Origin of the sequence: Burkholderia sp. BDU5 (assembly GCF_001522845.1) — a bacterium.
GTDB classification, from domain to species: Bacteria; Pseudomonadota; Gammaproteobacteria; order Burkholderiales; family Burkholderiaceae; genus Burkholderia; species Burkholderia mayonis.
Map to the genome: position 1 here is coordinate 1 of NZ_LOWC01000132.1, position 11,841 is coordinate 11,841.

The 11,841-nt window shown below is 67.8% G+C and carries 11 protein-coding genes and 1 pseudogene; 3 read left to right on the forward strand and 9 right to left on the reverse strand.

Annotated elements, in window-relative coordinates; genetic code table 11:
* Positions 1-308: 308 nt before the first annotated feature.
* On the forward strand, positions 309-587 hold the full coding sequence (locus WS69_RS20915; protein WP_059472598.1) for a hypothetical protein: 279 nt from the start codon (positions 309-311) through the stop codon (positions 585-587).
* A gap of 457 nt (positions 588-1,044) precedes the next feature.
* On the opposite strand, the gene WS69_RS20925 is transcribed toward WS69_RS20915, so the two are convergent.
* Positions 1,045-1,695, reverse strand: coding sequence for a BON domain-containing protein (locus tag WS69_RS20925; RefSeq protein ID WP_059472600.1), 651 nt, complete (start codon positions 1,693-1,695; stop codon positions 1,045-1,047).
* A gap of 432 nt (positions 1,696-2,127) precedes the next feature.
* Positions 2,128-2,358: pseudogene (locus WS69_RS31710) on the reverse strand (methyl-accepting chemotaxis protein); the annotation flags it as partial.
* 369 nt (positions 2,359-2,727) lie between these two features.
* Between WS69_RS31710 and WS69_RS20935 the strand changes: the two are divergent.
* On the forward strand, positions 2,728-3,564 hold the full coding sequence (locus tag WS69_RS20935) for a polysaccharide deacetylase family protein (protein ID WP_059472602.1): 837 nt from the start codon (positions 2,728-2,730) through the stop codon (positions 3,562-3,564).
* A 227-nt stretch (positions 3,565-3,791) separates the two neighbouring features.
* On the opposite strand, the gene WS69_RS20940 is transcribed toward WS69_RS20935, so the two are convergent.
* The 7 genes from WS69_RS20940 to WS69_RS20970 all read right to left on the reverse strand — a co-directional run bounded on the left by WS69_RS20940 (position 3,792) and on the right by WS69_RS20970 (position 10,020).
* The gene (locus WS69_RS20940) at positions 3,792-5,276 is read right to left on the reverse strand and encodes an efflux transporter outer membrane subunit (protein WP_059472603.1); all 1,485 of its coding nucleotides are present in this window, start codon (positions 5,274-5,276) and stop codon (positions 3,792-3,794) included.
* The gene (locus WS69_RS20945) at positions 5,254-6,339 is read right to left on the reverse strand and encodes an HlyD family secretion protein (RefSeq protein ID WP_059472604.1); all 1,086 of its coding nucleotides are present in this window, start codon (positions 6,337-6,339) and stop codon (positions 5,254-5,256) included. The genes WS69_RS20940 and WS69_RS20945 overlap by 23 nt, the downstream gene beginning before the upstream one ends.
* On the reverse strand, positions 6,336-7,040 hold the full coding sequence (locus WS69_RS20950) for an ABC transporter ATP-binding protein (RefSeq protein WP_059472605.1): 705 nt from the start codon (positions 7,038-7,040) through the stop codon (positions 6,336-6,338). The genes WS69_RS20945 and WS69_RS20950 overlap by 4 nt, the downstream gene beginning before the upstream one ends.
* Positions 7,037-8,173, reverse strand: coding sequence for an ABC transporter permease (locus WS69_RS20955; RefSeq protein WP_059472606.1), 1,137 nt, complete (start codon positions 8,171-8,173; stop codon positions 7,037-7,039). The genes WS69_RS20950 and WS69_RS20955 overlap by 4 nt, the downstream gene beginning before the upstream one ends.
* A complete protein-coding gene (locus WS69_RS20960) occupies positions 8,170-8,421 on the reverse strand; it encodes a DUF2964 family protein (protein ID WP_059472607.1) in 252 nt (83 codons plus the stop codon). The genes WS69_RS20955 and WS69_RS20960 overlap by 4 nt, the downstream gene beginning before the upstream one ends.
* 36 nt (positions 8,422-8,457) lie before the next feature.
* Positions 8,458-8,928 carry a universal stress protein gene (locus WS69_RS20965; RefSeq protein WP_059472608.1) on the reverse strand — a complete coding sequence of 157 codons (471 nt, stop codon included), beginning with the start codon at positions 8,926-8,928 and terminating at the stop codon, positions 8,458-8,460.
* 249 nt (positions 8,929-9,177) lie between these two features.
* On the reverse strand, positions 9,178-10,020 hold the full coding sequence (locus WS69_RS20970; protein WP_059472609.1) for a TetR/AcrR family transcriptional regulator: 843 nt from the start codon (positions 10,018-10,020) through the stop codon (positions 9,178-9,180).
* A gap of 297 nt (positions 10,021-10,317) precedes the next feature.
* Here WS69_RS20970 and WS69_RS20975 point away from each other — a divergent pair, with 297 nt between their 5' ends.
* The gene (locus WS69_RS20975; RefSeq protein ID WP_059472610.1) at positions 10,318-11,832 is read left to right on the forward strand and encodes an efflux transporter outer membrane subunit; all 1,515 of its coding nucleotides are present in this window, start codon (positions 10,318-10,320) and stop codon (positions 11,830-11,832) included.
* Positions 11,833-11,841 lie beyond the last annotated feature (9 nt).

Sequence of the window (11,841 nt, forward strand, 5' to 3'; positions counted from 1 at the left end):
CGGTTGTTCCGATGCCTGAGGTTAACAGCTCGCCGCGAAAGTTAACAGCCCCACCGGGCCTTTTTGAAACCGTCTCTAAGGCGTTTCCGCATCCGCGTCCGATCTCGCGGGTTCTTCCCTAGAGCGCTTTCCTACGCCGATGAAAGCACGCCACCGGTTGTAGGAAAACACCGATAGGTCCGCCGCATTTCCTACGAAAAGCTCGGTGTGCGCTGCTAGGAACGCACCGCGTGCCGCCCGATACTGTCATTGCAGGCACGCATCTCGCGACGCATGCAAGAACGCTCCACCGCAATCAGGAGGCCGCCATGTCATACCAAGCCGCCTACACCGAATCGAGCCGCCTCGCTTATGACCGGGACGAAGCTGCGCCCGCCGCCGCATCGGGGGGCGCCGCGCGGCCGCGGCAGGCGGCGTCCGCCGACCGGGCCGACGCGCTGCTCGCGCTCGCGCGCGAAGCGGGGATGCTCGTCACGCTCGACGGGCAGATCGGCCGCGAACGCTATCAGAGCGTTGCAGGCTCCCTCGCATCGCTGATGCGCTTCGCGAACGCACTCGAACAATCGCTGCTCGACGGAGACCGCTGACATGCTCGCCTGCGCCAATCCGGCGTGCTGCTCGCGGTGTCGCGGCGTGCGTGTTCCGCGCGCGGCAGCCGCCCGTGCCCGCAGCCGCCGCAGCAATTCCGCATCGCGCCGCTACGCGTCCGGCTGCCGTTAGCCCGACCGCTCGTGCGGCTTCGTTTCGTCCGACCGCCTTCGCTTCAGCTTTCGTCTTTGTTCGTTTTCGTCTCGCGAGCCATGCGCAGCCTCATCCTCCCGCACGCTCGCGCGCGTCTTTTCTTTCGACTCGATCGTTCGTGAATCCGCACGCCGGGCAACGGCCGGCGGCGGCGTGCGCGCTGCGCGCGTCACGGCGCGTCGTTCGCATCGCGTTTGCCGCACGGCGCGCTTCCAATATTGCGCGTGATAGCCGGTGCGGCGCATCAAAAACCACGCACACGCAACGCGCGCACCCCGTCCGCGCCGCCCGGCATCGCTTCCGTCACTCGACGACCAGATCGTCGACGACCGCCCGCACGCCGCGCATCGACCACGCGGCGCCACGCGCGACCGCACGCTCCGCATACGAGCCGACCTTGCCCGTCAGCGTGACGGTGCCGTCCTTGACCGTCACGTCGATGTGCTTCGCCTCGCGCTCCGCATGGCGCTGCATCGCGCGCCGGATGCCGCCCGCGATCTCGTCGGCGCTGACGTCGCCGAGAATCGCGATCTCATTCGTCACGCCGGTCACGCCGCGCATCTGCGCGATCGCGCGGACCGCGACGTGGCTCTGATACGCCCAGTCGACCTTGCCCGACAACGTCACCCAGCCCGATTCGACCTGCACCTGGACGGCCGCGTCGTGCAGCCCCACGGTCCAGTGCAGGATCGACCGCACGGCGTCGGCGATCTCTTCGTCGGAGCGGACATCGTCTTGCGGCAGCCGCACCTGCACGTCGACGACGACCGCCCGCACGCCCGCGATCCGGTTCGCCGCCTTCTCGGCCGCGAGCTTTTCCGCGTAGCTCGACGGATGGCCCGTCAACGTGACGATGTGCCCCGCGACGTCGACGTTGAAATGTGTGACGTCGATCATCGGATTGCCCGTCAGTTCCTCCTCGACTTCCTGCTTGATCTGCCTGTCGGTTTTCATCGCTCGCTCCACCTGAAAACACGGCGCGAATCCGCCGCTTCGGAACAGCTTTGCATACGCGCGACACGAGATTTCTGATGCACGTCAAGCGCGATTCGACACGTCGCGACTCGAAGGCCCGAAGACCGGAACGCGCGCCGCCGGGCCGCAGGGTTCGTGATCGCGACGGCGCGTCCGATATCGCGCGCGGAAACGTCTCGCGTCTCGGGGCCGCCGGACTCGCCGGCATTCGTCAGTCGGTTGCGTCGAACGCCACGATCGTCCGCCGTGGGCAACGCGTCCGGCGACGCCACGCCGGCGACATGCGGCGTCTGCCCGCCGGGCGCGTTGCGACACGGTCGCTGGGGATCGCGCTGCTCGCACTCGGCGAGCGACGTACCTCCCGCTAAACCGAACATCGCCGACGATCCCGCGCGCCACCGCACGATCGCCGGCATCGATGCGGTTCAGCGCGATCTGCCTCTCGTCCTGCTGATCGAGCAGCATCGGGTTGCGCCGCGCGAGCGCGCGTTCGGTCATGCTCAGTTCGAGCTCCGCCTCGACGCCGTTCACCTCGATGCGCTCGATCGTCCAGCTTTCGAACTTCGCGATCCGATTCAGCGCGAACGCGATCGTCACTGCAAACAGGCGAGCGGCCAATGCGAAGCTCGGATGTCGCATCATTCATCGCCGCGAATTGCATGGATCATGCCGAACACATAAAGCCGCGCGGATTTGATGCACGTCAACAATCATGCGCGCGACCGTCCACTGCCTCCGCAACATCGGCCTATAGTGGCGCGCTGCATTGGTGCGACTGCGTTGACTTGGCTCAACGCGCGCAGGCATGCGCAGCGCATCCTATTAAAAAGATGCTTCGCGCGCTGTCGATGAGGCTCGCACGTTTGTGCGTCAAGCGCCGCTCCGCCGGAGATCCGATGCGCCGACACCGCTCTCCCCACGCCGCGCCGAACGTTCGCGCCCAGCCTCCGACCGCAGCTCGCATGCAGCCGGCGCAATGCCGGTCCCGACAACTCAGCGACGAACTTCATCATGTCACCTCGTTCCCGGTTCACTTGGCGCACGGCCGTCTTCGGCCCCGGCTTCCGGCCCGTCTCGCGGATCGTCGCTGCCGACGCGTCGACTGGCGCACCCTCCATCGTCACGCCCCCGACCGACGTCGCGGTGCTCGTCTATCACCGCTTCTCGAACGCGTCCCGCTCCGATCCGATGACGGTCAGCACCGCGACGTTCGAAGCGCAGCTCGCGCACCTGCGCCGCCTCGGGTATCGGATCGTCCAGCTGCGCGACATCGTCCGATGGCTGCGCGGCGAGCATGTCGTGCTGCCGCCGAAGGCGGTCGCGCTGACGATCGACGAAGGGCACGCGTCGATCTTCGAATGGGTAAAAATGATCGCGCTGCGCGAGCAAGCGCCGATCACGCTGTTCGTCTATCCGTCGGCAGTGGGCGAAGCGCCCGGCTCGCTCACCTGGCATCAGTTGCGCGTGCTGCACAAGACCGGCTGGTTCGACGTGCAGTCGCATGCTTGGTGGCATCCCGATCTGAATGCCGCGCACCGGTCGTCCGAGGCGTTTCGCGACGCGACGCGCGCACAGTTCGAGCAGGCGCGCGCGCGCATCGAGCACGAAATCGGCAACACGGTCGACCTGCTCGCATGGCCTTTCGGCGCGTTCGACGGCGAGCTCGGCGCGCTTGCGCGCGAAGCCGGCTACGTGGCCGGCTTCACGCTCGAGCCGAGCAAGATCCGGCATGACGCGCCGCTTCTCACGCTGCCGCGCTTTCTGATGGTCGAGGAATGCACGCCGCCCGTGCTGCGGCGGCTGCTCGCGAAGACCGCCGAAGAGCGCGGAGAAGCGACGCGGCGATGATGCAAACGGCGGCGGCGAGCGGCTAAACGGAATCGACGAGGACGGCGATGGCGGCGCGATCGGCGTGGCAAGCAAGATCGGCGTAGCCGCCACGCTCGCGAACGGCGACGGCATCCGCGAAGCTCCCGGCACAGGCGAGGCCACCGGAAAAAACATGCGCCCCCCCGCAAGGCGCCGCGATCGCGCCACGCCTGACGGCGTGCAGAACACGCGCCGTCGCCCCACCGTCACCGCCCCGCAGATTCGCCCCACCCGCCGCCCAGCGCCGCATACAACGCGACCGTATCCTGCAGCCGCTGCGCGCTCGCCTGCACCCACGCAAGCCGCGCCTGCCGGTATTGCTGATCGGCGGTCAGCACCTGCAGATAGCCGGCCGTGCCCGTCTCGTATTCGATCGTCACGAGCCGCAGCGCCTCGCGCGACGCGTCCATCGCGCGCGCCTGCGCGTCGAGCCCCGCCGCGTCGTGATCGAGCGCGCGCAACGTGTCGGCGACTTGCGCAAACGCGCTCAGCACCACCTGCCGATAGGCAGCGTTCGATTCGTCGAACGCGTCGATCGCGGCCTTGCGCTGATACCACAGCGCGCCGCCATGAAAGAGCGGCGCGGTGATCCCCGCTCCGACGCTCCACGTCTTGCTCGCCGCGTTGAACAGCGAAGGCAGCCGCGCCGCGTCGAAGCCGCCCGACGCCGTCAGCGTGACGCTCGGAAACAGCGCCGCCGTCGCGACGCCGATGTTCGCGCTCGCCGCATGCAGCGCCGCCTCGGCCTGCAGGATGTCCGGGCGGCGGCGCACGAGTTCCGACGGCACCGTCTGCGGCAGCCGCGGCGGCAACGCGATGTCAGCGAGCGACAGCTTCGACGGCATCCACTCGGCCGGATAGCGGCCTGCGAGCGTCGCGAGCAGATCGTCCGCCTGACCGATCTTCTGCTCGAGCGCGGGTAGCGACGCATCGAGCGACGCACGCGACGCGTCGAGCGCGAGCACGGCCGAGTACGCGCTCGTGCCGGCGCTCACCTGCGCACGCGTGAGGCGGATCTGCTCGTCCGTCAGCGCGATCAGCTCGCGCGTGACCGCGATCTCGTCCGCATAGGCGGCGCGCGCAATCATCGTGTTGACGACGTTCGACGCGAGCGTCAGGCGCGCGGCTGCGAGCGCGTGACGCTGCGCATCGGCCTGCGCGGCGAGCCCTTCGACGCCGCGCCGCTCGCCGCCCCAGATGTCGAGCGCGTAACTGATCGTCGTCGACAGCGTGAACAAGTTGAAAATCGACGCGGGCAGATTCGCGCCCGTGCGCAACGGCACGTAGCGCTGCCGCGACGCGCCCGCCTGCGCGTCGACCTGCGGATAGAACACGCCCGCACCCGCCATCAGTTCGTGCTCGCTGCGTCTGAGCGTGGCCTGCGCGCCGGCGAGCGTCGCGCTGCCGGCGAGCGCGTCGTCGACGGCCGCGTCGATCTCGCGCGAACCGAACAGCCGCCACCATGCATCGGGCAATGGCGCATCGGGCGCGAGCGTCTGCGTCGCGCCGCTCGCGGTGAAGCTCGTGCGCGCGGCGCCGTCCGGCACGAATGCGTCGACGTGCGGCGGCTCGGGCCGGACGAAGTCGGGCCCGACCGCGCAACCCGCGACGAGCGACGCACAGCCGAGCGCGATCGCCGCGAAGCGCAGCCGGCACCGACGTGCGCGGCTAATCGGACGCAATGTACACATCGACGATCTGCCCCGGGAACAGCCGCAGATCCTTGTGCGGCACGACGCGGAAGATCACCGGCAGCACGCGCACGTCGACGCGCTCGGTCCGCTGATCGGACAACTGAATTTTTGGCGTCACGTAAGGCTGCACGCGAACGAACTCGAGATCCGCCTCGGTCGGCGTGCCGCGCACCGACATGTGCGCTTTCGGCGCCTTGCCGGCCGGCAGCCGGCTGATCAGGATCTCGTCGACGTAGCAGCGCACCTGCAGGCGGTTCGCGGACGAGCCGAGCACGATCGCCGGCGTGTTGCCCTGCGTATACGTGTCGTACATCCCCTGCGGCGACAGATACGAGCCGACGGCCGCGTTCATCGCGAGCACGGCGCCGTCGGCAGGCGCATGCAGCGTGTAGTGCGTGAGGAGCGCGGCGGACGCGTCGGCTGCCCGGCGCAGCGCGGCGACCTGCTTCTCCTGATTGCGGATGTCGTAGATCCACGCGCCCGCGCGCGTCAGGCGGTACTGCCGCGTGGCGACGTCGAGGTTCGCGCGCGCGACCTTCACGCCGTTCAGCGCGTTGTCGAGCGCGTCGCGACTCACCGTCTTGGGATCGATCTCGAACGCGCGCCGCTGCTTGTCGTACTGGTCCTGCGCGGTCTTCAGGCTCGCTGCGGCCGCGGCGGCCTGCGCCGCCGAGACGTCGAGCGTCTCGCGACGAGGCTGCGCCTTCAGTTCGTCGAGCATCGCCTGTGCCGCGTCGGCTTGCGCGGCGAGCTGTGCGGCGGTCGCCTTCTGCACCGAATCGTCGAGCGAGAGCAGCACATCGCCCGCCTTCACCGCGTCGCCCTCGTGCACGAAGATATGCGTGACCGGTCCCGTGACGTCCGGATACACATTGACGTTCGCGCCCGACGTCTGATCGCTCTCGACGATGCCCGTCGCATAGACGCCGCGCGCGTAGGGATTCGACGCCGGCTTGAACACGGGCGGCTGCGGCGGCTCCTGGATGCTGTAGACCCACGCGGCGGCGACGCTCGCGAAAAACCCGACGAGCGCGACCAGAAAGACGATCCGCTGCTTCACTGGCCGCCTCCTTTCTCGATCGTGGTGAGCTTGCCGTCCTCCATGCGCAGGATGCGGTCCGCGTAATCGAAGATGCGGCTGTCGTGCGTGACGATCACGATGCAGCGCTTGTCGTTGAGCACCTTGTGCTTGACGAAGTGGATGATCGTGCGGCCCGTGTCGCCGTCGAGCGACGCCGTCGGCTCGTCGAGGATCAGGATGTCGGGCTGGCTGACGATCGCGCGCGCGATCGCGACGCGCTGCTGCTCGCCGCCCGACAGCTTCACGGGCGGCAGCGCCGCGCGATTTCTCAGGCCGACGACGTCGAGATATTCGTGCGCCGCATCGATCGCGCTGTTCCACTCGCGGCGCTTCAGGATCAGTGGAATCGCGACGTTCTCGACCGTCGTCAGGCGCGGAAACAGATGGTAGTCTTGAAACACGAAGCCGATACGGTTGAGCCGGAATTCGGCGATCGCGTCGTTGTCCTGCGCCCACAGATCGACGCCGTCGACCATTACACTACCTTCATCCGGCCGCAGGATGCCCGACATCACGCTGAGCAGCGTCGTCTTGCCGCTGCCCGATGGCCCGACGATCAGCAGCATCTCGCCGAAGCGGGTCTGCACCGATACGTCCGACAGCGCACGCGTGCGCGCCTCGCCCTCACCGAACCACTTGGTGAGTCCGCGCGCATCGATCGCGAGTTCGGCCATCGTCATCCTCTGAAAATATCGAACGGCTCGATCCGCAGCACGCGACGCACGCCGAGATAGCTCGACAGCCCGGCGATCACGACGACCATGCCGAACGCGAGCGCGAGGTTGCCGTAGGTGATGAGCGCCGCGTAGCTCGGCAGGCGCAGCCGCGCGACGCTGATGAGCACGGTGCACAGCCCGACGCCGAGGCCGTAGCCGGTGAGCGCGGTGAACGTCGCCTGGAACAGGATCATCGCGACGAGCTCGCGATTCTTCGCGCCGATCGCCTTCAGCGCGCCGAATTTCTCGAGATTCTCGAGAATGAACGTGTAGAACGTCTGGCCCGAGATCGACAGCCCGACGATGAAGCTGATCGCGGTCATCAGCAGGATGTTCGTGCCGACGCCCGTCTCGTACTTATAGAAGTCCGAGATGTGCTGCATGAATTCTTCCTTCGTGTACGCCAGATAACCGAGCGCCGCGACCTCCCGCTTGATGTGCGGAATGTCCCGGTCCGACTTCGGCTCGACGAGGATGTACGACGTCGTGTAGCGCGTCGAAGGAATGTAGCGCGTCGCGCGCGCGTAGGTCGTGTAGAGCGTCGGCGTGCCGAACAGGCCGCTGCTCGCGACCTTCGCGATGCCGACGATCACGCCGCGATTGTCGTTCAGCTCGAACATCGTGCCGAGCGTCGGGTTCTTCAGCTTGGGGAACTCGGCGTCGTCGATCGCGATGAAGCCGTTTTCGGCGTAGATGTCCTCGATGCGGCCCGCCTTCATCGTCGGGCGGCCGAGCAGGCTCGCGTCGTCGAGGCCGATCACGGTGACGGCCTGATAGGTGCCGTCGCCGAGCTTGACGAGCGCGCCGCCCGAATAGACCGGCACCGCATACTTGACGCCGTCGATGCTGCGCACCGCGTCGAGCACGTAATCCGGCATCCCGATACTGCTCGCGATCGTCTGCACGCCGGGGTCCATCACCCAAACCTTCGAGCCGATGTTGATGACGGTCGACGACGACTTGTTCAGGATTCCTGCGAACAGCGACGTCATCTCGACCATCAGGAACACGGCGAACGTGATCCCGACGATCAGCGCGGTGAACTTCGCGCTGTCGTTGACGAGCAGCTTGAACGCGAGTCTCAGGATCCCGTTCACGATGCGTCGCGCGCAGTTTCCCCGTGACGATGGACGAACGCGACGCGCTGCCGCGCGAACGCGGGTGCGAAGATCGGCCGGTAATACAGATCGACGAAGCCGAGCACGCCCGCCACGATCGCGAACAGCACGAAGTACGGGGCCGAGCCGTCGGCGACGAGCAGCCCGCGTACCGCTGCGATCAGGCCGATTTGCGAAGCGAACACGGCGACGGTCGAAGCAATCGCCTTGCGGTCAGGATGCGTCATGTCGTTCTCCTTGTTCTCGTGGCGCGCGGGACGCGCTCACACTTCCACTCGATGCTCGGCTTCCTCGCCGCGCACGAGCAGGACCGGACAGTGCGACGTGCGCAGGAAGCGCTCGGCGACGCTGCCGAGCACGACGCGCCGCACGCCGCGGCGACCGTGCGTGCCCAATACGACGAGATCCGCGCCGTTCTGCTTCACGCAGCGCTCGAGTGCCTGGGCGACTTCCTCGCCGATGCCGGCCGTCTCGAACAGCTCCGCTTCGCCCGGCACCTGCGCGGCCTCCATCGTCTTTTCCGCTTCGCCGAGCGCCTTGCGGCCATCGTCGCGGAAGCCTTCGAGGAGCGCATTCGGGTCGAAATGGCCCGCGTAGCTGAACACCACCGACTTGTCGACGACGTACACCGCATGAACCCGTCCGCCCGTCGCCTTCGCGATCTTGATCGCTTCGTCGAGGCCGCGCTTCGAGATATCGCTGCCGTCGAGCGCCACCATGATCTTCTGATACATAAAACCTCCTGATTCAAGTCGATGTCGTTTCGGCGGTCCGGCGGTCCGGCGCTCCGGCGCTCCGGCGCTCCGGCAGCCCGGCGCTTTCGAGCGCTTCGTAAAAAACCGCCGTTCGCATCGAACTCCTCCATCGTTGCCAGGAACCGTTCGGGATGCCGAAAACGTGAGTTCATGATCGGGGGATTCTGCGTACGGAAAGTTGACTTCCGTCAAGCTTCCGCCGCGCAGCACCCGGATTCATGCATTTCGTCAGGTCAACAGCTCCTCGATGAAACGCGCGTAGTCGCGCCGCGCCGCAGCAATGTCGCGCCGGGTCGCGGGCGCCGCGCGCAGCGCCTGTCGCAGGCAAGCGTGCGTGAGCGGCGCGACGAGCAGGAGCGGCGTGCGCGCGGCGACGCCTTCGCGCAACTCGCCCGCCTCGACGCCCCGCCGCACGAGCCGGTCGACGGCCGTCGCGACTGCGCGCTCGACCTGCTTCTGCCAGCGCTCGACCGCATGCGGCGCGCGCCGGCTTTCGGCGATCAGGAGACGCAGCGTCGCGATCACGGGCTCGCTCGTCGACCACGCATAGAGATCGCCCGCGAGCAGATCGACGATCGCCGCGAGCGACGCGGGCCCGGCCGGCGCGGATGAAGCCGCCGGAGAACGCGACGCGGCGGGCGGACGCGACGCACTCGGCGCATCGTGTGCCTCGGCGTCGCTCGATGCGTTCAAAGGATCCTGCGCGAACGCCGCGCGTTGCGCGTTCGCCATGTCCGGCTTCCGCGCGCCCGTCGACCGGCGCGCCGATCGCGCCGTCTTCGATGCCTTCGATGCCGCCAGCAGCGGCGGCGTCAGCGAGCGCTCGAGCAACGCCTCGAAGATCTCGTCCTTGCTGCCGAAGTGCGTGTAGACACCGCCCTTCGACATCCCCGCGCGCGCGGCGATGTCGTCGATCCGCGCCCCCGCGAAGCCGCTCGCGGAAAACTCGGCCAACGCCGCGTCGAGGATCTGGTTGATGCGCACGTCGGCGGGCAACCGGCAGCGCGGCGGCCTGGCCGGTGCCGCTTCGCGCGCCGTCGCCGCCTGATCGATGCCGTTCCGGTTTCGCATGGTCCGCCGCCGCTTCGCCGCCCTGCGGGCGGCCGTTCGTTGTGTCGTTTCGTTTCGCGATGCGCGACGTCCGCGCGGCGGACGCACCCGCATCGTGCATGGCGACATCTTAAAAACTGACCAGTCGGTATCTCACTGACTCAGATCAAGATAGGACACGGTAATCGTCGGATATAAAGGGACGCGAGAGAGCGGCGCGCATCGCGCGACGTTTGCCCGCGCCGCGCGACGGTGAGCATGTTCGGGAGTGTGCGCGGCGTCCACGAAGAACAGTCGGCTTCATCGACCACCGAGGATATGACCATGCGCAACGATGCGCGCCACGACGAACGGCATCAGCGGCGGCACGGCATCGCGCGCCGAGTGTCGCGGCATGCCGCCGCGCTCGCACTGTGCGCGGCCGTGTCGGGCTGCCTGTCTCTCGCGCCCGACTATGCGCGCCAACCGCCGCCCGTGCCCGCTGCCTATCCGGCCTACCCGGCCGATCCGACGGGCGCCGGCGCGCGCGCGCTCGACCAGCTCGACTGGCGCCAGTATTTCGTCGATCCGCGGCTGCAAGCGCTGATCGAGACCGCGCTCGCGAACAACCGTGATCTGCGGATCGCGACGCAGCGCGTCGAGGAGGCGCGCGCGATGTACGGCATCCATCGCGCGGACCAGTTTCCGACGATCGCCGCGAATGCCGCGTACATCCGCTTCCGCGAGCCGGGCGGCCTGCTGCTGCCGAATCCGATCCTCGGCGAGCTGTATTCGGCGTCGCTCAGCGAAGTCCAATGGGAGATCGACTTCTGGGGCCGCGTGCGCAACCTGAAGGCCGCTGCACGCGATTCGTTCCTCGCGAGCGACGCATCGCGCCGCGCGGTGACGATCAGCCTCATCGGCCAGGTCGCCGATGCGTATCTGTCGCTTTGCGCATACGACGAGCGCCTCGCGCTGACGAACGAGACGATCGCGAGCCGCCGCGAATCGCTGCGGATCTTCCGACGCCGCTACGAGGAAGGCGCGATCTCGAAGCTCGATCTGACGCAATCGGAAATCCTGCTGCAACAGGCGCAGACGCTCGGCTCGCAGCTCGAGCAAGCGCGCGACGTGCAGCAGCACGCGCTCGATCTGCTCGTCGGCAAGCGCGCGCCGGCGCAGACGCTCGCGTCGCTCGTCGACTCGAGCATCGCGCCGAACCTCGCGCCCGGCCTGCCGTCGGCGCTCCTGGCGAACCGTCCCGACGTCGTCGCGGCCGAGTATCAGTTGCGCGCCGCCCACGCGAACATCGGCGCCGCGCGCGCGGCGTTCTTTCCGCGCATCGCGCTGACGAGCTCGATCGGCTCCGGCAGCACAGAGCTGCACAACCTGTTCGCGTCCGGCACGAGCGCGTGGAACTTCGTTCCGAACCTGTCGATGCCGATCTTCGACGCGGGCCGCAACATCAGCCACCTGAAGCTCGCGAAGGCGCGCCGCAAAGAAGCGGTCGCGCAATACGAGAAGACGATCCAGTCGGCGTTTCGCGACGTCGCCGACGCGCTCGCCGCGCGCCACTGGCTCGCCGATCAGGTGCGCATCGCGCAGGACACGCTCGCGACACAGTCCGAGCGCGCGCGGCTCGCGAAGCTGCGCTACGACAGCGGCGCCGCGCGCTTTCTCGAAGTGCTCGACGCGCAGCGCGACTTGCTGAGCGCGCAGCAGCAGCTCGTGCAGACGCGCCGCGCGCTGCTGTCGAGCCGCGTCGCACTGTACGCGGCACTCGGCGGCAATCTCGCCGAGCCCGCGCGCGACGCTGCGCAATCGTCCTCCTCCACCGAACCCTCAGTGAAATAAGGTCCGTTG